At 36.5% G+C, this 20,434-nt stretch carries 16 protein-coding genes and 1 pseudogene; 12 read left to right on the top strand and 5 right to left on the bottom strand.

What is annotated here, in order from left to right; translation table 11 throughout:
• From A2U94_RS20550 to A2U94_RS05650, 3 genes and pseudogenes are all read right to left on the bottom strand, one after another.
• Positions 1-686 (bottom strand): annotated as a pseudogene (locus A2U94_RS20550) (transposase); the annotation flags it as partial.
• A 199-nt stretch (positions 687-885) separates the two neighbouring features.
• The gene (gene gnd, locus A2U94_RS05655; protein ID WP_025910295.1) at positions 886-2,298 is read right to left on the bottom strand and encodes an NADP-dependent phosphogluconate dehydrogenase; all 1,413 of its coding nucleotides are present in this window, start codon (positions 2,296-2,298) and stop codon (positions 886-888) included.
• 180 nt (positions 2,299-2,478) lie between these two features.
• The gene (locus A2U94_RS05650; protein WP_025910296.1) at positions 2,479-3,888 is read right to left on the bottom strand and encodes an alanine/glycine:cation symporter family protein; all 1,410 of its coding nucleotides are present in this window, start codon (positions 3,886-3,888) and stop codon (positions 2,479-2,481) included.
• Positions 3,889-4,117: 229 nt separating this feature from the next.
• On the opposite strand from A2U94_RS05650, the gene A2U94_RS05645 reads away from it, so the two are divergent.
• The 3 genes from A2U94_RS05645 to pdxK all read left to right on the top strand — a co-directional run bounded on the left by A2U94_RS05645 (position 4,118) and on the right by pdxK (position 8,098).
• Entirely contained in the window at positions 4,118-5,365 is a 1,248-nt protein-coding gene (locus A2U94_RS05645; RefSeq protein ID WP_025910298.1) for a PucR family transcriptional regulator, read from the top strand.
• 240 nt (positions 5,366-5,605) lie between these two features.
• Positions 5,606-6,739, top strand: coding sequence for an alanine dehydrogenase (gene ald / locus A2U94_RS05640; RefSeq protein ID WP_025910300.1), 1,134 nt, complete (start codon positions 5,606-5,608; stop codon positions 6,737-6,739).
• A 534-nt stretch (positions 6,740-7,273) separates the two neighbouring features.
• Positions 7,274-8,098 (top strand): pyridoxine/pyridoxal/pyridoxamine kinase, encoded by an 825-nt coding sequence (gene pdxK / locus A2U94_RS05635; RefSeq protein WP_025910301.1) that lies wholly within the window; start codon positions 7,274-7,276, stop codon positions 8,096-8,098.
• A 313-nt stretch (positions 8,099-8,411) separates the two neighbouring features.
• Here the strand turns inward: pdxK and A2U94_RS05630 are convergent, their stop codons facing one another.
• Both A2U94_RS05630 and pgmB read right to left on the bottom strand, forming a co-directional pair.
• Entirely contained in the window at positions 8,412-9,275 is an 864-nt protein-coding gene (locus tag A2U94_RS05630; RefSeq protein WP_025910410.1) for a Cof-type HAD-IIB family hydrolase, read from the bottom strand.
• Positions 9,276-9,390: 115 nt separating this feature from the next.
• The gene (gene pgmB / locus A2U94_RS05625) at positions 9,391-10,056 is read right to left on the bottom strand and encodes a beta-phosphoglucomutase (RefSeq protein WP_025910412.1); all 666 of its coding nucleotides are present in this window, start codon (positions 10,054-10,056) and stop codon (positions 9,391-9,393) included.
• A gap of 220 nt (positions 10,057-10,276) precedes the next feature.
• On the opposite strand from pgmB, the gene A2U94_RS05620 reads away from it, so the two are divergent.
• The 9 genes from A2U94_RS05620 (at position 10,277) to A2U94_RS05580 (ending at position 20,300) form a co-directional block, all read left to right on the top strand.
• A complete protein-coding gene (locus A2U94_RS05620; RefSeq protein ID WP_025910413.1) occupies positions 10,277-11,914 on the top strand; it encodes a PTS transporter subunit IIBC in 1,638 nt (545 codons plus the stop codon).
• A 2-nt stretch (positions 11,915-11,916) separates the two neighbouring features.
• Positions 11,917-12,705 carry an endonuclease/exonuclease/phosphatase family protein gene (locus A2U94_RS05615; RefSeq protein ID WP_025910414.1) on the top strand — a complete coding sequence of 263 codons (789 nt, stop codon included), beginning with the start codon at positions 11,917-11,919 and terminating at the stop codon, positions 12,703-12,705.
• 261 nt (positions 12,706-12,966) lie between these two features.
• Positions 12,967-14,061 (top strand): glycosyltransferase, encoded by a 1,095-nt coding sequence (locus A2U94_RS05610; protein ID WP_035320951.1) that lies wholly within the window; start codon positions 12,967-12,969, stop codon positions 14,059-14,061.
• 2 nt (positions 14,062-14,063) lie between these two features.
• Positions 14,064-14,993, top strand: a complete 930-nt coding sequence (locus A2U94_RS05605) for a glycosyltransferase family 2 protein (RefSeq protein ID WP_025910415.1) — start codon at positions 14,064-14,066, stop codon at positions 14,991-14,993.
• 5 nt (positions 14,994-14,998) lie between these two features.
• Positions 14,999-16,705, top strand: a complete 1,707-nt coding sequence (locus tag A2U94_RS05600) for a DUF6020 family protein (RefSeq protein WP_025910417.1) — start codon at positions 14,999-15,001, stop codon at positions 16,703-16,705.
• Positions 16,702-17,043, top strand: coding sequence for a DMT family transporter (locus tag A2U94_RS05595; protein ID WP_025910418.1), 342 nt, complete (start codon positions 16,702-16,704; stop codon positions 17,041-17,043). Before A2U94_RS05600 ends, A2U94_RS05595 begins: the two co-directional genes overlap by 4 nt.
• Positions 17,033-17,368, top strand: a complete 336-nt coding sequence (locus A2U94_RS05590) for an EamA family transporter (RefSeq protein ID WP_224840091.1) — start codon at positions 17,033-17,035, stop codon at positions 17,366-17,368. Before A2U94_RS05595 ends, A2U94_RS05590 begins: the two co-directional genes overlap by 11 nt.
• Before the next feature lie 27 nt (positions 17,369-17,395).
• Positions 17,396-18,901, top strand: a complete 1,506-nt coding sequence (gene murJ / locus A2U94_RS05585) for a murein biosynthesis integral membrane protein MurJ (RefSeq protein ID WP_025910420.1) — start codon at positions 17,396-17,398, stop codon at positions 18,899-18,901.
• Between the two features lie 25 nt (positions 18,902-18,926).
• Positions 18,927-20,300, top strand: a complete 1,374-nt coding sequence (locus A2U94_RS05580; protein ID WP_025910422.1) for an O-antigen ligase family protein — start codon at positions 18,927-18,929, stop codon at positions 20,298-20,300.
• The last annotated feature ends 134 nt before the right edge of the window (positions 20,301-20,434 follow it).

Here is a 20,434-nt window from a genome sequence, read left to right as displayed (position 1 = left end):
ATCTAAATAATGAAAGCCATCTGGCTTTCCATCTCTCATCATAAAACCACTATCGGGATCCGTTGTACTGATGCGGGTTTGTTTTTGTAAGGCAACGCCTTCCTTTCGAGGACTTAGTTCTTTTTTCCGTTTTCAAGACGATCTTCGTTGACGGCTGCTTCTAACTCTTCCATATACGCTTGTCGGCGGGACTTCTTTGGTTGTTTTTCATATTTATGTTTATTCGCATTCGCTTTGATATGAGTCTAGTCTGTCATTAAAGCACGTCCACCAACCATGCGATGTTCTATCGCCTGGCGAACAATTTCATCAAAAATGTCTTCAAAAATCGTCGTATCTAAAAAGCGTGTTCGGCGATTAAAACTAATCGTCGAATGGTGAGGAACGGCATCCGTTAACGATAAGCCTAAGAACCATCGATACGCCACATTCGTTTGAATTTCTTTGGCAAGTTGACGTTCGGAACGAACGCCATAAAAGTAACCAATAAACATCATTTTGAATAGCGTAATGGGATGAATGGAAGGACGTCCATTGTCTTCACAATAATAAGGAAGAAGCTTTTCTTCAATAAAGCTAAAATCAATTGTCGCTTCAATTGTACGCAAAAAGTGATTGGCAGGAACTAAATCTTCTACAGAAACCATCACTTGTTCATCTCGATGATTTTTAAGTGCACCCATCATGTTTCATCAACTCCAGTCTTTTTTTATCAGTGTTACCACTGATAAAAAAAGACAGACATAAAAAAGCTGTTGAGAACAAAGTTTCTCAACAGCCTGAAAAACGCAGCGAATATTTCGCTGCGTTTTTATTCGACAAGTCCTTTGTCGAATAGAGAAAGGGATTGCTTTCAACAGCAATCCCCTTTCTTATTTATTCTTCTTATTTTAACCACTCAGTGTGGAATACGCCTTCTTTATCAATACGTTGGTACGTATGAGCTCCAAAGTAGTCGCGTTGCGCTTGTAAAAGGTTTGCTGGCAGTGTTTCTGTACGGTAGCTGTCATAGTAAGCTAACGCGCTTGAGAAACTTGGCACTGGAATACCTTGCTTAACCGCGATTGAAATAACTTCACGAAGCGCAGATTGATATCCTTCTACGATGTCTTTGAAGTATGGGTCTAACAATAGGTTTGTTAAGTCTGCATCACGATCGTATGCTTCTTTAATTTTTTGTAGGAATTGTGCACGAATGATACAACCACCGCGGAAGATCATCGCAATATCCCCATATTGTAAATTCCAATCATACTCTTCAGACGCAGCTTTCATTTGAGCGAATCCTTGTGCGTATGAACAAATTTTACTCATATATAGCGCTTTTCGAATTGCTTCGATTAGTTCTGTTTTATCGCCTTCGTAAGAAGTTGCTTCTGGACCACTTAATACTTTACTTGCTTTTACACGCTCTTCTTTCATTGCTGAAATAAAACGAGCAAATACAGATTCTGTGATGATTGGTAGAGGCACACCTAAGTCTAATGAGCTTTGGCTTGTCCATTTACCAGTACCTTTTTGTCCTGCTGTATCTAAGATCACATCAACAAGCGGCTTGCCTGTTTCGTCGTCTTTTTTTGTAAAGATATCAGCTGTAATTTCGATAAGATAGCTATCTAGCTCTCCTTTATTCCACTCAGCAAATACCTCATGTAATTCATCTGCTTCTAAACCTAAAACGTTTTTCATAATGAAATACGCTTCAGAAATCAGTTGCATATCACCATATTCAATTCCGTTATGAACCATTTTTACATAGTGACCCGCACCATTTGGTCCGATGTATGTGCAGCAGTCATCTCCGTTTACTTTAGCAGAGATAGACTTTAAGATTGGCTCTACTAACTCGTAAGCTTCTTTTTGACCACCAGGCATGATTGAAGGACCTTTTAGCGCACCTTCTTCTCCACCTGAAACGCCTGTACCAACAAAGTTAATACCAAGCTCTTCTAATTCTTTATTTCGACGAATTGTATCTTGGAAGAATGTGTTACCACCGTCAATTAAAATATCACCTTTTTCAAGGTATGGTTTTAATGAATCAATTGTTGCATCTGTTGCTGCACCAGCTTTAACCATTAATAAAATTTTACGTGGTTTTTCAAGAGAATTAACAAACTCTTCGACACTGTATGTACCAACAAAGTTTTTACCTTCTGCCTCGGATTTTAAAAACTCTTCTGTTTTCTCCGGTGAGCGGTTGTAAACAGATACTGAATAGCCTCTGCTTTCAATGTTTAGCGCAAGGTTTTTCCCCATAACCGCTAAGCCAATAACACCAATTTGTTGCTTTGTCATGTTCTCTCTTCCCTTCGTTTTTTAATATGAATTAGTCACTTTAATCTTAACTGAACCACATAAAAACATTCAAGCTAGAATGCAGCAACCTTCATATCATCTATTATACATATTTGTATAGTACCATGGTTGTATTAAAAAAAAAACGAAAGCGCCTGCTTATGCAGACGCTTTTTAATATTAGCTTGCTTTTTTCATTGTTGCTACTTTGTAATGATTTTCAAAATAATCGTTTGTTTCATGAACAACAACCTTATATAACAACACAAGAGCAATTAAGTTTGGAATCATCATCAGCGCATTTGCCATATCTGCAAACGCCCAAACAACCGTTAAGTTTGCTACTGCTCCAAGGCCACAAGCCGCTACATAAATTGTACGATAAAGACCTGTTGCTTTCGTACCAAATAAATATTCAAAACATTTTTCTCCGTATACATACCAACCTACAATTGTTGAGAATCCGAAAAAAATAACAGAAAATGCAACAATATATTCACCAATTTGACCTAAGGACGACGCAAAGGCTGCTGAAGTTAAAGCTCCGCCATCTAAGTTGGCATTATGCGCCACACCAGAGATAGCACCTCCTGTTGGATCCCAGAAGCCTGTAATAATTAGTACTAACCCCGTCATCGTACAAACGATGATGGTGACAATGAATGTACCCGTCATCGCTACAAGGGCTTGTTTAACCGGATGATCCGACCGAGCATTTCCTGCAATTAAAGCTGCTGTTCCTAAACCGGCTTCATTTGAGAAGATTCCACGTGATACCCCACTACGAATTGCTTCAGAAACCGCGATACCAACAAATCCACTTGTTGCAGCTACTGGTGAAAATGCATATTCGAAAATCAATGCAAATGATGGAATAATTTTATCAACGTTTAAGAAAATAATTAATAATGACCCTGCAATGTATAGTAAAGCCATCATCGGTACAAAAAACCCTGCTACGGTACTAATGCGTTGAATACCACCAAAGATGATCAGAGTTGTTAAAACCGCTAATACGATTCCCGTCACAATTCCACTAATACCAAAGCTTTCATCTACAACGCTTGCAATGGTATTAGACTGAACGCTGTTTCCAATACCTAATGCTGCAAAGGCTCCAAAAAGAGCAAAGGCGATAGCCAAAATTTTAAATTTCGGTCCCAGCCCTTTTTCCACATAGTACATCGGACCGCCTGAGTACTCACCTTTATCATTTTTCACACGGAATTTCATTGCTAATAATGCTTCAGCGTACTTTGTAGCCATACCCAGTAAACCTACAATCCACATCCAGAAGATTGCCCCTGGGCCACCTAACGTGATAGCCGTGGCTACACCAGCGATATTACCGTTACCAATTGTTGCAGCCAAAGCTGTCATCAAGGCTTTAAAATTACTTACATCACCTTCAGCTTTTGCATCTTCTTCTTTTTCTTTTGTAAATCCTAATTTGAACGCATACATCAACTTACGGAACTGTAAACCCCTTAATGCAAAGGTTAAAAATAAGCCTGTCCCAAATAAAAGAATTAAGCTCGGTGTTCCCCAAAGAATTCCATTGATTTTCCCTAAAATATCTAGAATGTCCATTGATGCTTCCTCCCCATCTGTTAGCGCTTACATTCTAAATAAGCTCTAATAAATGATTCCCTGATATAATTTTAACATTTTCTCAGACAAGTTTTTTTGTTAAAATCATTAAAAAGGATAGTTTGTTTTTGTCTATTTTCACAAAATGTTTTTAATCAATAGTCAAAAGATTATCAAAAGATTTATGATAAATCAATATGTAATTATTTTTATTAAAGAGGGATTTAATATGAACAAACCGATTCGAGATCCATTTAAGGAAAACTTTGACACACTTGAAGAGTTTGCAGACCGTATTAGTGAAGTTTTACAATGCCCAATTACTATTGAAGATTCGAACCACCGTCTTTTGGCATATAGTACGCATGACGAGCGGACAGATCAGGCGCGTATCGCAACGATTATCGGTCGACGCGTACCCGAGAAAGTAATTAATAACTTGTGGAAAGAAGGTATTATTCCTCAATTATTAAAAACGGATGACCCTATTCGCGTTGAAAATATCAATGAAATTGGACTAGGGAATCGTGTAGCTATTTCAATTTGGAAAAACGACGAAGTATTAGGTTTTATTTGGGCTGTAGAAGTCGATAAAACCTTAAATGAAGAAGAGTTACTTCTATTAAAAAAAGCTGCTACCGTACTTCGCAATAAATTACTTCAACTTCAAATTCGTAAATATAAGCGCGAAGAACGTTCACAAGAGTTTTTTTGGAAGCTGCTCACAGGACATATGGAGTCAAAAGAGGATATCACGCAAGCTTTTTATGATGCGCAAATTACTCCACCCACGTCTTTTTCAATTGCAGTATTTCGATTTCAGGAAGATATTATGCCAGAATCTGAACGCCAAATTTCTTATTTACTAAAAACCATGCATCGTTTGAAAATTATTCTATATACAATTGATTGCAATGATCTTATTCTGTTCCTTTCTTTGGATTCAATTTTAACTCCATTAAAAGATCAGCATGATTTTGTAACATTCTTTAAAGATACAATGAAAGAAAGGTTCTCAATTGAGCAAATTGAAGCTAGCTTTAGCAGCATGTATTCTTCTTATGATCATATCGCCAAAAGTTACAATGAAGCACTAAACGTATTGAACATTAAGAGAAAGTTCCCGAAAGAAACGGCCCACATCGCAGGCTATCAAGAATTAGGGATCTATCAATTTTTAGATGTACTGCTAGAGAAAAGAACGCAAGATCACTTTGAAAATTACTCATTAGCTAAATTAAACGAGTATGATTTGCGCCACAATAGTACCTTAGTGGAAACACTCGAAGTATTTTTAGATTCAGACAACAACATTAACGATGCTGCTAAAGTTTTAAACGTTCACATTAATACTTTAAGTTACCGTTTAAAGCGTATTTCAGAGATTGGTGATATTAACTTAAAAGATACAAACCAAAAAATTACGCTTTATTTAGATATTAAATTACAAAAATATAAAAATAACCCATCAAATTAAGTAAAAGAGCCATTCTGCATATAGGATGGCTCTTTGCTTATTGATAGACCAAAAGACCCAACCTATGTCAGAACAACTAACAAATAATCAGAAAAATCAAAATAGTAAACGCTTCCATTTGTGTGTTTTCACAAAATAATACGATTGATTTCTTTTTTCCTGACAAAGAAAAAGAAAGAAGTTTTTTATATACTGTAGCTAGAAATAAGATTTCGTCTATTTTAAGGGAGGAAACATATTATGATTATTGGTGTACCAAAAGAAATTAAAAACAACGAAAACCGTGTAGCGATTACGCCTGCAGGAGTAGCATCATTTGTTGGTACAGGTCATCGTGTCTTAGTAGAAGCAGAAGCAGGAATCGGAAGTGGATTTACGAATGAAGACTACATGAAAGCTGGAGCAGAAATTGTTGAATTAGCTGCTGACGTTTGGGCTCAAGCTGAAATGGTCATGAAAGTAAAAGAGCCTCTACCTAGCGAATATGATTATTTCCGCCCAGGTTTAATTTTATTTACTTATTTACACTTAGCTGCAGAACCTACTTTAGCACAAGCGCTTAAAGATAAAGGTGTCACGGCTATCGCATATGAAACAGTTGCAGTAAACAGAACGTTGCCATTATTAACACCAATGAGTGAAGTAGCGGGACGCATGGCTTCTCAAATCGGTGCTCAATTCTTACAAAAATCAAACGGCGGTAAAGGAATTCTATTAGCTGGCGTACCTGGAGTAAGCCGCGGAAAAGTAACAATTATTGGTGGCGGTGTTGTTGGAACAAATGCTGCTAAGTTAGCAATCGGACTTGGTGCAGATGTAACAATTATTGACCTAAGCCCTGAACGCCTTCGTCAATTAGACGACATTTTCGGAAACCAAATCAATACGCTGGTTTCAAACCCTTATAACATCGCTGATGCTGTTGCTCAAGCAGACTTATTGATTGGCGCTGTGTTAATCCCAGGTGCAAAAGCACCTAAGCTTGTAACAGAAGAAATGGTACAATCAATGAAACCAGGATCTGTTATTGTTGACGTAGCAATTGACCAAGGTGGTATTGTTGAAACAGTTGATCATATCACTACTCACGATCAACCAACGTACGAAAAGCACGGTGTAGTTCACTATGCTGTTGCAAATATGCCAGGTGCAGTACCTCGTACATCTACAATTGCTCTTACAAACGTAACTGTACCATACGCTTTACAAATTGCATCTAAAGGTGCTTATAAAGCAATTCAAGAAAACCCAGCACTTAAATTAGGTGTAAACGTAGCAAATGGCGCAATTACGTATGAAGCAGTTGCACGCGACCTAGGCTATGATTATGTACCGGTTGAAGTTGCTTTAAACAAAGAATTAACTTCTATTTAATAAATCAAGAGACTGAGACATAAGTAGTTCAGCATCTACTATACCTGAACGATTGAGAGTTCATAACTTTTAATCGTTCAGGTTTTTTGTTGACTGTGAAAACAATGTTGGAAACAGGGTGGAATGGAGCGTAGGACACTCGACTCCTGCGGGAAAGAGAGGGAAAACGGAGATCCCAAAGCGCAGCGAGGAAGCTCAGGTTCCTCCCCGCGGAAAGCGAGTGACCGTAGCGCAATGGAATGAACGTGTTGAGACAAACTAAAGAGATGGGAACAGCTAGTGTTCGTCTTTTAGAAGCAATCATTTTGTTATGTCCCAAACTCTTGTTGTTTATAACAAATTATTCAAAGAAAACATCCATCATCTCTCACCCTCCTATTCCTCCCTTTTGAATTATATATTAGTAAAATATTATTACCTCTCATTGAATAGTTATTGTTAATTCTAAAAAGTTTAATTTTGTAAATTGAATCTCTACTATAAAAGCGCTAGAATAGAAGAAAATAAATAGCTTAGATTGAAGGGAGATTTTCCATGAGTATGAATAAAGTACTAACAATTGCTGGCTCAGATACTAGTGGTGGTGCAGGTATTCAAGCCGATTTAAAAACATTTCAAGAGTTAGGTGTTTATGGCATGACCGCTCTTACTACAATTGTTACAATGGATCCAGAAAACGGCTGGTCACACAATGTTTTTCCACAAGAAACATCAACTGTTGCCAAACAGTTAGATACCATTGTAAAAGGCGTAGGTGTGCAGGCTCTTAAAACAGGCATGCTGGGCTCAGTTGAAATTATTGAGCTAGCAGCAAAAGTAATTGATGAGCACGCTCTTAAAAATGTAGTAATTGATCCTGTTATGGTGTGTAAAGGGGAAGATGAAGTATTACACCCAGAAACAGCAGTTAGTCTACGCGATGTATTAGTGCCAAGAGCAACGGTTGTTACTCCAAACTTGTTTGAAGCAGGACAACTAAGCGGCATTGGAGCTATTAAAACAATTGATGAAATGAAAGAAGCTGCGAAAAAAATCCATGAACTAGGTGCACAGTTTGTATTAGTTAAAGGCGGAAGTAAACTAAATCACGATAAGGCTGTAGACGTTCTATATGACGGCCAAACATTTGAACTGTTAGAATCTGAACTAATCCAAACGACTTTCACTCATGGGGCTGGCTGCACATACTCTGCAGCGATTACAGCACAATTAGCCAAAGGTAATGATGTAAAATCAGCTATTTATACAGCTAAAGAGTTTATTACTGAAGCAATTCGCCATTCTTTCCCATTAAACCAATACGTAGGTCCAACAAACCACAGTGCTTATCGTCGTAAAAATGTGTTAATAACAAATTGAGGCTGGGACATAAGTAATTCAGCCAATGATAAACCTGAACGATTGAGAGTTTCTCACTTTTAATCGTTCAGGTTTTTTGGTTGATTGTGAAAACAATGTTGGAAACAGGGTGGAATGGAGCGTAGGACACTCGACTCCTGCGGGAAAGAGAGGGAAAACTGAGATCCCGCAGCGCAGCGAGGAAGCTCAGGTTCCTCCCCGCGGAAAGCGAGTGGCCGTAGCGCAATGGAACGAACGTGTTCAGACAAACCAAAAAGATTGGAACAGCTAGTGTTCGTCTCTTAGAAGCAATCATTTTGTTATGTCCCAAACTCTATACTGGCTTAAAGATACTCTCAATAGCTTCCGCTACACCATGTTCATCATTCGTTTTTGTTACGACATGAGCATGACGCTTTATTTCATCCGGTGCATTGCCCATTGCAACGGCTCTTCCTGCTTTATGAAACATCGAAAGGTCATTATAATTATCACCAATTGCCATTGTTTCTTGTAAGGAGATACCTCGGCTTTTGACGAACTTTTCTAATGCAATTCCTTTTTGAGCTTCTTCACTATTCACTTCAATATTTTCTTTACCTGAAGAGCTTACAGCAATTCCATGAAAAGCTTTTAACTCTTCACGCGCACGATTTAGCTTCTCATCATCGAATGAGAAAGCCAACATTTTATAAATCAATATATTTGAATCCTGAAAGAGTGGCTCATACTCTTCAATTAACTTTACTTTTCCTTCTTCAAATCGCTTTTTAGCTGCTTTTAATAACTCATCGTATTGATTTTTTAAGCTAGCACTCATATAAATATCCATTACAACAGAAAGTGCTTTATCATAGTCATTTGAGTATGTTCCATCACTTGTATACACCTCAAAGTACAGCTCATGCTTATTAAAAACCTCTTCAACAGCTTTAATTTTATCCAGAGACATTCCAAACGCTTCTAACTTCTCACCTTTTTTATTTCTTACCTCTGCTCCATTTATACAAATAAGAAACGTCTCAATGCCAGCTTCTTTTAGTAAAAAAGCAGCTTCTTCATAAGAGCGTCCAGTCGCCACAATAACTTCTACACCTTCACGCTGTGCAGCTTTAATTGCTTTGCTGTTCTCTACACTAATTTTTTGTTCGCTATTTACTAATGTTCCATCCATGTCAGTTGCAACGCATTTAATCATTCTGAGTCCCCCTGCTGTTTTTTATTTTTAGGTTAACATGTTTTATTACGTAGTCTTTGACTTCTATGTAAACAATATAATAAGTATTTGTGTAGACGACGTTACATTCAGCCAATTAACGGTTTACAAACTTCTTGTTCACGCTCTTAAACGTTAGTTCATGAGTAGAAGCTACTTGCCAATCCGCTTGTTCCATTCCTTCATGTAATCCTACTCCTATGGAAAACATATCCGTTTGTTTAATCGCGGTTAAGCCTGCAATTCCATCCTCAATCGCAACACAGTTTTTAGGGTGGGTACCTATCTCTTTTGCTGCTGTTAAAAAAATTTCTGGATCTGGCTTCCCACGCGTTACGTCTCTACTGGTTACAACCTTATCAAAATAAGACTGCAAACCGATTTTTTCTAATACATGCATCGCGTTTGAACTAGAAGAAGCGATTGCAAGCTTGGTCTCAGCTGCTTTTGCTTCTTTTATCAACTGAAAAATGCCTGGTAAGATGGCCTTTTCATCTAACGTTTCAATTAACACTTGATAATGACGGTTTTTCTTTTCCGCTAATGCATGCATCTCTTCTTCAGAATAAAATTTGTCACTTTGTCTTACAATTTGCTTAACTGTCTCATAGCGGCTAATTCCCTGGATTTGTTGATTCCAATCGTGTGTAAAATGAACACCTGTTTCATCAGCAATCATTTTATTTGCTTGGTAGTATAAGTTTATTGTATCAACAATTACACCATCTAAGTCAAAAATAAGCGCTTCAAACTGTGCCTGCATATGAAATCTCTCCTCTTCAACTATCTATTCTTTTTATCATATCGATTATTGAAATAAATTTCCTACTTTTATTTTTCAAAAAAGTGTTGCATTATGAAAGCCTTTTTATTAAAATAAATTTATGCAAGCGGTTGCACTATTTATATTCGTTTCAGCTATAAAATAACTGTAAACGCACACAACATATTGAAAGCCCATACAACGGGGAGGGGAAATAGTCATGAAGAAATTCTTTTCATTTGATTTTTGGCAGAAGTTTGGTAAAGCCTTACTGGTTGTTGTAGCTGTTATGCCAGCTGCAGGTATTATGATTTCACTTGGAAAGCTAGTTGGTATGACTGGTGGAGAAATGGCACTTGTGCAAACGATTGCCCGAGTGATGGAAGATATAGGTTGGGGTATTATTACAAACCTCCATATCTTGTTTGCGGTAGCGATTGGAGGATCTTGGGCAAAAGAACGTGCGGGTGGAGCATTCGCTGCACTAATCGCTTTTGTGTTGATTAACCGTATTACTGGTGCAATCTTCGGGGTTAACGCCGATATGCTAGCAGATCCTGAAGCAAAAATTACGTCTCTATTCGGACAAGAACTTGTTGTAAAAGATTACTTCACATCAATTTTAGGTGCTCCTGCTTTAAACATGGGCGTATTCGTTGGTATCATTGCCGGTTTCCTTGGAGCCAACTTATTTAACAAGTATTACAACTACGATAAATTACCTGAAGCTTTATCATTCTTTAACGGTAAACGCTTTGTACCTTTTGTTGTTATTGGTGGATCAATTGTTACAGCAATTATTTTATCGATTGTATGGCCATTCATCCAAGGTGCTTTAAACAGCTTTGGTCAGTGGATTGCAACATCTCGTGACACAGCACCAATCTTGGCTCCATTTATTTTTGGTGCATTAGAACGTCTATTATTACCTTTCGGTTTACATCATATGTTAACGGTTCCAATCAACTATACTGAACTTGGTGGAACGTATCAAATTTTAACAGGTTCTGGTGCTGGCTCAACAGTAGCTGGTCAAGATCCATTATGGTTAGCTTGGATTGCTGACTTAAATAACTTCCTAGCAGCTGGTGACACAGCTAGCTATCAACAATTGTTAAATGAAGTAACGCCAGCTCGCTTTAAAGTTGGTCAAATGATTCTATCTTGTGCTGCGTTAATCGGTATTGCTTTTGCAATGTACCGCAACGTTGATGCAGATAAACGCAGAAAGTATAAATCAATGTTCTTCTCTGCTGCACTAGCTGTATTCCTAACTGGTGTTACAGAGCCAATCGAATTCATGTTCATGTTTGCTGCTCCAGTTCTTTATGTTGTATACGCAATCATGACAGGTATGGCCTTTGCCATTGTTGATATTATTGATGTCCGCGTTCACGCATTCGGTGTTATCGAATTGATTACACGTACGCCAATGATTGTTAAAGCAGGATTATGGTTAGATTTAGTAAACTTTATTATTGCGTGTCTTGTATTCTTCGGATTAAACTTTGCAGTAGCAAACTTTATGATTAAACGTTTCAACTTCCCTACTCCGGGACGTAACGGAAACTATATCGAAGATGAAGCTTCAACTAGCGGTACTTCAAACGTAAAGAATGATTCTCTAGCACCTGTTATTATTGAATTGTTAGGTGGTCAACAAAACATTGAAGATGTTGACGCTTGTATGACTCGCCTTCGTGTAACAGTAAAAGATACTAGCTCCGTGGCTACTGAGGCGGAATGGAAACAAAACGGAGCTCTAGGCTTAATCGTAAAAGATAAAGGTGTTCAAGCTATTTATGGTCCAAAAGCTGATGTTCTTAAATCTGATATTCAAGACTTACTAGGAGCGTGAAGATGAAGTTACTCACTTTAAACTGCCATTCTTGGCAAGAAGAAAACCAGCTAGACAAGATTTCTTGTCTAGCTTCTGTAATTAAAGAGAAAGATTATGATGTAATTGCTCTACAAGAAGTTAGCCAGCATCTGGAGGCTCCTTATGTGAATAAGCATATTAAATCTGATAATTATGGATATGTTCTGTTACAAGAATTGAAAAAGCTAGGTGTTCACGATTATGAGCTTGTATGGGACATGGCTCACATCGGGTATGAAGTTTACGAGGAAGGCTTGGCTATCTTAACAAAGCACCCTGTTGTTGAAGAGCACTCTTTCTTCGTTTCAAGAACATCTGACGTAAACGACTGGAAAACAAGAAGAGTTGTTGGAGCAACAATTTCTTATAACGACGAACTGCTATCATTTTACTCTTGTCATCTAGGTTGGTGGGAAGATGATAAAGAACCGTTTAAAGACCAGTTTGACTCTCTATGGACTTCCATAAAAAAAGATCATCCATTTTTCTTATTAGGTGACTTTAACAACAATGCCTTTATTCGAAATGAAGGATATGACTATATGAAAAAGCACCCTTTATACGACACCTATGACCTTGCTCTTGAAAAAGATGAAGGAATTACGGTCCAAGGTAAAATTGCTGGATGGGATGAAAACAAAGAAAAGCTTCGTATTGATTTAATCCTAACAAGTGACCCTTATAAGATAGCTAAATCCCACGTCATCTTTAATGGTACTAATAAACCTGTTGTTTCCGACCATTTTGGCGTAGAAGTAGCATTAACATAATCACGTTAAACAAAGCTGTTGAAGCCTAGACTTCAACAGCTTTTCACATGGAATGATAGTAAATGCACATGATAATAATATAAAGCTTTATTAAATCTTTGTTGATTGTATAATACTTTGACATTTAAAAATGTAAATATGCTATAATGTGTTGTTGTTAATACAAGAATTAATATTCCTTTTATTTACTTATCTAACATTTAATTCATGTGTCAACATAGCGAAAATACTAAAATCAAAGAAGATAGGTGCAGAATCAAAATGAAAATTTTGCTCATTTCTAATATGTATCCATCTAAAGATTTCCCAAGCTATGGTGTCTTTGTGAAAAATACTGAGCAGATATTACTTGATAATGGTGTTTCAGTAGACAAAGCTGTCATGACAAAACGAACAGGCAAACTCGGAAAGCTAGTTGGATATGCTTCGCATTATTTAAAAATAATAGCAAGTGGCTTAACAAAAAAGTATGACTACCTTTATGTGCATTATGCTTCTCACAATGCTCTACCCTTGCTTATTTTAAAGAAGTTAAATAAACGTGTGAAAATTGTAACAAACGTTCACGGTTCAGATGTCGTTCCCGAAGTCCCTTCACAAGAAAAGTTTCAGCCACGGGTAAAAGAACTGTTGCATCGTTCACATAAAATTATTACTCCATCTCCTTACTATAAAGAACTAGTTCAAGAGAAGTATGGAGTGACAACGCCTATTTATATCTTTCCTAGCGGAGGCGTTAATTTTAAATTGTTTTATTCATTTTCTACTAAAGAAGAGGCTTATAAAGAGTTGAATTTAAATCCAAAGCAACGTTATATTGGCTGTGTAAGTCGCATTGATGTCGGTAAAGGATGGGAGTTTTATTTACAAGCCATCGCGCAGTTAGAAGCTGAAAGCCTTACGGATTATAAATACATTTATGTTGGTAGTGGAAAGGACGAGCCAAAGTTTAAACAGATGGTTCAAGAGTTGAATTTAGCAGATAAAATCATTCACTTTCCTTTGCTCCCACAATCCTCTTTAGCCTATGTCTATAATGTAATCGACGCATTTGTCTTTCCAACAATCCGTAAAGGAGAAAGCTTAGGTCTAGTAGGATTAGAAGCCATGGCCTGTGGAGCTCCTGTAATCGGTAGCCGTATCGGTGGACTCAAAGATTACATTATTGATGGTCAAAATGGCCTTTTCTTTGAACCTGGTCAGGCAGGAGAGCTGAAGGAGAAATTGCGCCTTTTTATGGAATCATCTGCAGAACAGAAGGAAAACATGTCATCACAAGCTGTGAAAACAGCTAAGTTATACAGTGTAGATGAGATTTCTCAGCAACTACCAACAATTTTCTTTAATGAGGTGTAAGAATGAAAATCGCAGTTTTAATTCCTTGTTACAACGAAGAAGTAACAATTGGAAAAGTAATTGATGACTTTAAGCAAGAGTTACCCGAAGCTGATATTTACGTCTATGATAACAATTCTAAAGACAAAACAAGTGAAATTGCATTAGCTCATGGAGCTATTGTTAAAAAAGAATTAAAGCAAGGAAAAGGAAACGTTGTTCGATCAATGTTCCAAGATATAGACGCTGATTGTTATGTAATGGTTGATGGTGATGACACGTACCCAGCTGAGTTTGTTCACCAGCTTATTGAACCTATTAGAAACAAAGAAGCAAATATGACTATTGGTGATCGTCTTTCAAACGGTACGTATTTTGAAGAAAATAAACGTCCATTCCATAACTTTGGAAACAACCTAGTTCGTTCATTAATTAATAAGCTATATAAAAGTAACATTACCGATATCATGACAGGATACCGAGCTTACGACAAGCTATTTGTAAAATCAATCCCTGTCATGAGCCCTGGATTTGAAATTGAGACAGAAATGAGTTTACATGCTTTGGACAAACGCTTCCGTTTGAAAGAGATTCCTATTGATTATCGAGATCGTCCAGAGGGTAGTGAGTCAAAGCTAAACACCTTCTCTGATGGTTATAAAGTACTTAAAATGATTTTTACTCTATTCAAGGAGTACAAGCCGTTACAGTTCTTCTCACTTTGGACTTTATTATTCTTAGTTGCTGGATTGGCGGTAGGAACACCTGTTATTTATGAATTTTTCAAAACAGGCTTTATTACAAAAGTCCCTTCATCAATCCTAGCAACGGGCTTAATTCTGCTTGGTGTATTATCGTTTGTTTCTGGACTTATCCTAGATACAATTGCATCGTTAAACCGCAAACAATATGAACTAGAATTAAATAAGAAGATTGAACAAATAAGGGAGTAATTACCGTGAATAAAAAACCTATTCTTTATTTAATAGCGACTGCTTTTGCATTGATAGGTATTTTTATTGGAGCCCCTGACAGAGTAAGTTTTTCTTCTGTTTTTATGTTGTTAGTATTAGTAGGCATAAGCTCTATTTTTATTTATAAAAATAGAGCTTATGCTTCATTTACATCAATACAATGGCTCCTGATCATAGCAGTCAGCTTCATCATACAGTTTTCTTTACTAAGTAACTTGCATATGACAGCATCCACTATCTTCGACTTTATTCTTTATATTCTTGGAAGATGGGTGATTGCATTAGGGTTTGTAATTGCTTGTGCAACAACCTTTAAAGCACATTTTAATCCAGATTCGTCTGTTGATTATCCAAACAAATATAAATGGATTATTGGCATTTGTATTTTAGCTATGAGCGCCTTTTATTGGTTAGCCTTTTTCCCAGGTGGAATGACGCCCGATTCTCTGGCTCAGTGGGAACAAGCACATACTCGTGAATTTAATGACTGGCACCCGATCATGATCACTTGGTTAATTATGATACTAACTCAAATATGGGATCACCCTGGAATGATTACGATTGTTCAAATCTTAGTCGTGTCTAGTATTTATTTATACACGTTTCACTTTCTTATTAAAAAGCAAGTTCCACCTATTGTTTTAGGAATTCTAACATTACTCGTATTATTAATACCGAGTTTTTTAATCTTTTCCATTGTTATCTGGAAAGATATCCTATACAGCGCCTTTTTGCTATTTTTTACGGTAAATATTGCGAGAGTATATTTATCAAACGGAGCATTTATTCAGTCTAAATATGGAATCTTTATGCTTCTTTTATCATCTTTTGGTGTAGCCTTTTTTAGACATAATGGATTCCCTGTGTTCGTTATTACATTTTTATGTTTAATCGTATTGTTTAGAAAGTATTGGAAACGCTTGGTTCCGCTATTTTTAGTGATTTTTATTTTACAACGAATTATCACAGGCCCTGTGTTCAACTGGTTAGATGTTAAACCTTCTGATCCTAATGAAGCGTTATCGATTCCGACACAACAAATTGCCAACATTATTGTCAATGATGGAGAGATGTCTAAATCTGAGCGTGAATACTTTAACAACGTTCTCCCGATTGAACTTTGGAAAGAAAAATATAATCCATATAAAAGTGACCCAATTAAATTCACGTGGGAATATTACGACCGGGAGTTTATTTTTCAAGACCTTGGTTTATATTTTAAAAATTACATGAGCATTGTTATCAAGAATCCATATCTAGCAATGGAAGGATTTCTAAAACAAACGGCACTGGTATGGCAAACAACGCCATTTGAAGATGGATATACCGACACGTATGTAACCAACGTATACTACGGAAATAAATTTGGACTTGAAAATACCGTGGTTTCACCGTTGATTACAAACACAGCAAAAGCATATTTGGAAGTCTTTAAAAGCCCTTCTTTATTTTTCTTATGGAAGCCTGCTTTTTATCACTGTGTTATCTTATTATTTTCTCTTTTCTTCATTGCGAGAAAAGGAATCACGTCTTCCATTGTTTTATTTCCATGGCTATTAAATACGTTATCAGTTTTAGCAGCGTTACCTGCACAAGACTTCCGCTACTTACTAGCAAGCGTATTTGTCAGCTTCTTCTTTGTCGGATTAGCTTTTGTTAGAAAAGGTGAAGAAGAGAGGGGTCAGTTTTGACAAACAACGTACAGTACAATAGAAAATTAGGCATATTTTTAATTATCATTGCCTCCATGTTTACAGCCATTGGGCAGCTTCTCTGGAAGTTATCCAATGGTTCATTCAACATTATGTTAATAATTGGCTTCTTACTCTACGGATTTGGAGCTATTTTTATGATTTTAGCCTTTAAATATGAAAGAGTTTCACTTCTTCACCCTTTTTTAAGCTTAGGATATGTCATCAGTATTGCATTAGGTTTCTTTTTATTAAATGAAGCTGTTAGCTTTACGAAACTAATTGGTACAGCTGTTATTATTGTTGGGGTACTATTGGTAGGTGACCATGATGATTAGTATACCGATTTTACTTATTATGACACTTCTAGGTTCAGTTGGAGCTGTCTTTTTCAAACAGATCTCCACAGCTTTAAGCGCTAAAAACACGAAAATGGCTATTATCTACTTGATAGGTGGGGGCTCATTTTACGGAATATCAGCATTGTTAAACGTATATGTCTTAACCTTGCTGCCTTACTCTGTTGTCTTCCCGTTAACGTCCATTACCTATGTATGGACACTATTGTTTGGCTACTTTTTGTTAAAAGAAAAAGTAACCGTCAAACAAATGATTGGATGCGCTCTTATCATCATTGGTTGTTTTATTATTGCTAATAGCTAAACAGCATAAAGGCAGGAGTTTTAATTTATGAAAAGCTTAAAGATTGCAAGTATTTTATTACTTGTTTCAACCTTGTTTTTAAAGTTTTCCAGTATGATTCGAGATTTAGTAATCGCCAATTACTTTGGTACAAGCTATATCGTAGATGCCTATAACGCAGCGATGATTATTCCCAACGCATTTATTCTATTTATGCTCACGGGCATGAAAGATGCTTTTATCCCTAGCTATTTGCGCTACGAAAAAGAAGGAAAAGGGAAATCGCACCTTACAAACATTGTAAAGTCTACGTTTTTTATTTGCTTAGTCATCTCTATTTTAGGCTCGATAGCAGCATTCTTTTATTTTCCTGCTAGCTACCCTAACTTTTCTAAAGCAGCGATTGATATTGGTATCTATACCGCAATTTTATACTTCTTATCGCTTTCTTTAGTTGGGGTAAACGCGGTATATGAAGGTGTATTTGATGCTAACAGTCAATATTCCTTCTCTGTATTTTCTCAAACCGTTGTTGTCTTATTTACTATCTTAAGTACGATTTTACTCCAGGATGTAATAGGTGGATACGCTATTGCCTTAGGATATCTATTAGGAACTCTTGCTTCCTTTCTCATTAAAGTTGTGTACTTTAAACCAAAGAATCTGCTGCTATGGAAGCAGAAGATAGATAGAGAAGAAGTTAAAATCTTTTATAAAGTTTTTATTCCTGTGGGTGTTACCATCATGGTGGGACAAATTAACCTAACAGTTAACTTCTTTTTTGCAGGGTCATTTGGAGAAGGCGTTATTTCTTACTTGAACTATGCCTTTCGATTAGTTAGTATTCCCCAAGCAATCTTTGGTGTGACCGTTGCGACAATCATTTACCCACTCATTGTAAAAGCTCTGAACGATAAAAATGAAGAGCGGTTTAAAACAGGAATCGAAAAAGGGCTAACATTTATGCTGATGTTACTTGTTCCGACACTTGTGATTATGAGCTTTTATATGAAAGATATTGTTCAAATTGCTTATGAACGTGGTGCATTTGACGCTACATCTACCTTGAAAACTACTGATACTTCTTATTATTATTTTGGATCGGTGTTCTTTTACTCACTACAAGCAATTTTAGCAAAAGGCTTCTATTCATTAGGAAAAGGCCACGTTATAATGCGTATCGGACTACTGTCAATCCTACTGAATGTCATTTTTAACTTAACATTCACGAAGTTTTTAGGTTATCAAGGGCTTGCACTTTCAATGTCCGTTGTGGGGTTTTTCTATACTGCCATTGTGTTCGTTATGCTAAATCGTCTCATCAATGGCTTCCACTTCCGCTATTTACTAAAGGAAACAACAAAAATTTTAGTAGCTAGCATCCCCGTTATGGTCGCTATGTACATCCTGAAGGATATACAAGCTTTAAACGACCTGCATGTTCTGGGTCGATTTACGGTTGTATGCTTAGTGGGAGGTTTAGTATACTTAATATCGACGTTTATATTTAAAGTAGATGGCATTATGATGGTTTTACGTAAACGAAAACGTTAAATTCACTAAAACAGGAGATTACTATATGAAGAACACATACTGGTTATTTTTTCTGTTTGTTGGTTTTATTTCAATACAGCCAATTATTGATATGCTAACAACATACATGGTTTTAAATGTAGAAAGTCCTCTTTCAATCGGTGTTATTATCCGGTTCATGTATATGGTATTTGTGGGGATTATCTTACTCGTATTTTTCAAAAAGTCCAAGTGGGCCAGATATTCAATTCTTTATTTAATTGTCTTTGCACTATTCCTTGGTGTTAATATTTACTTTAATAGTCAATGGAAAGACCCTTACTATTTAGCTCAAGAAGTAAAGTTCTTTAATAAAGTTGTTTATATGAACGTAACGCTCTTAGGAGCTATTGTGGTTTTTACAATGTATCGCCAATCTGTAAATGTCTCAAAAGCTCTCAATAAAAACTTATTAACTGCTTCTCTTATTATCAGTATTGTGTTCATTGGCACCATGCTTACTGGTACAGCTTTAGAAAGTTATCAATACAATAAAACTGGATTTAAAGGCTGGTTTTACGCTGCTAACGAACTTGGAGCAATCGTTGCTCTATTATTACCTTTAACACTTTTATTTGGCTTAAAGAAAACACAGTCGTTAAAGCAATTTTACTTTTGGATTCCGTTTATTTTACTTGCAGTATCTTCAATTATGATTGGAACAAAGGTAGGATTAGGAGCTGTTATTTTATCGTTAGGGGTTGCATTTGTTGTATTAGTACTTAAACTCTTTGCAACAAAACAACGTGCAGTAAAATCTAATTTAGTTATCTCAATTATTTTGTTGGTAGTAGTTGGAGTTACAACTCCTATCTCTCCTGCTTTCACAAACACATATGCGCATATCGATTTGCTAGAAAATAAAAAGAAAGAGCAGCAACCAGAGCAGCCAGAAGAAGATGATGCTACTGATACTAAAAAGAAAAAGCGACAAAAGTTAGACAATAGCGATATTGAAAATCTTATTTTAAGTAGTCGCGAAGACTTTTTAGCTCACCATAAAGAGCAGTATGCAGAAGCTCCTATCGCCCGTAAGCTTGTCGGGATGGGCTATGCAGGAAATTACACAGAAGAACAGCAGCCAAAAATGATTGAAATGGACTTTTATGACCTTTTCTTCTCACTTGGAATTATTGGATTTATTCTGTGGATTTTACCTCTTCTAATAATTGCTCTATACGTAATAAAACGATTCATTCGTGAGCCTTCTCAGCTTTGGAATGAGTCATTTATGATGTATAGTACCTCTGTTGTTTTAGCATTAGGTATTGCATTTGTTGCAGGTCATGTCTTTACAGCTCCTGCTGTAACCATTTATTTTGCTGTAACAGCAGCTTATCTTGCTTGTATTCACTTTTATAAATCAAATGCGTTAGATTAGTTTCAAAGCCGTTAGAGGTCATCTGCCTTTAGCGGCTTTTATAGTCAGTACAACTAATTTCCTCTTCTTTGTTTACCTTTGCTTAAGCTTCCCAAAACATTTTCCCTTCAAAAATGTTAATTTTATGTTAAGCT

Origin of the sequence: Bacillus sp. VT 712, assembly GCF_001614195.1 — a bacterium.
GTDB lineage: Bacteria > Bacillota > Bacilli > Bacillales > Bacillaceae_H > Priestia > Priestia flexa.
This window is presented reverse-complemented; position numbering and strand designations above follow the sequence as displayed.

Bases quoted from the DNA above. Each gene is read 5' to 3' on its own strand.
- A2U94_RS05650 (WP_025910296.1), bottom strand. From the start codon at position 3,888: ATGGACATTCTAGATATTTTAGGGAAAATCAATGGAATTCTTTGGGGA.
- A2U94_RS05615 (WP_025910414.1), top strand. From the start codon at position 11,917: ATGAAGTTACTCACTTTAAACTGCCATTCTTGGCAAGAAGAAAACCAG.
- gnd (WP_025910295.1), bottom strand. From the start codon at position 2,298: ATGACAAAGCAACAAATTGGTGTTATTGGCTTAGCGGTTATGGGGAAA.
- ald (WP_025910300.1), top strand. From the start codon at position 5,606: ATGATTATTGGTGTACCAAAAGAAATTAAAAACAACGAAAACCGTGTA.
- murJ (WP_025910420.1), top strand. From the start codon at position 17,396: ATGAAAAGCTTAAAGATTGCAAGTATTTTATTACTTGTTTCAACCTTG.
- A2U94_RS05630 (WP_025910410.1), bottom strand. From the start codon at position 9,275: ATGATTAAATGCGTTGCAACTGACATGGATGGAACATTAGTAAATAGC.
- A2U94_RS05605 (WP_025910415.1), top strand. From the start codon at position 14,064: ATGAAAATCGCAGTTTTAATTCCTTGTTACAACGAAGAAGTAACAATT.
- A2U94_RS05645 (WP_025910298.1), top strand. From the start codon at position 4,118: ATGAACAAACCGATTCGAGATCCATTTAAGGAAAACTTTGACACACTT.
- A2U94_RS05580 (WP_025910422.1), top strand. From the start codon at position 18,927: ATGAAGAACACATACTGGTTATTTTTTCTGTTTGTTGGTTTTATTTCA.
- pgmB (WP_025910412.1), bottom strand. From the start codon at position 10,056: ATGCAGGCACAGTTTGAAGCGCTTATTTTTGACTTAGATGGTGTAATT.
- A2U94_RS05610 (WP_035320951.1), top strand. From the start codon at position 12,967: ATGAAAATTTTGCTCATTTCTAATATGTATCCATCTAAAGATTTCCCA.
- A2U94_RS05590 (WP_224840091.1), top strand. From the start codon at position 17,033: ATGATGATTAGTATACCGATTTTACTTATTATGACACTTCTAGGTTCA.
- pdxK (WP_025910301.1), top strand. From the start codon at position 7,274: ATGAGTATGAATAAAGTACTAACAATTGCTGGCTCAGATACTAGTGGT.
- A2U94_RS05620 (WP_025910413.1), top strand. From the start codon at position 10,277: ATGAAGAAATTCTTTTCATTTGATTTTTGGCAGAAGTTTGGTAAAGCC.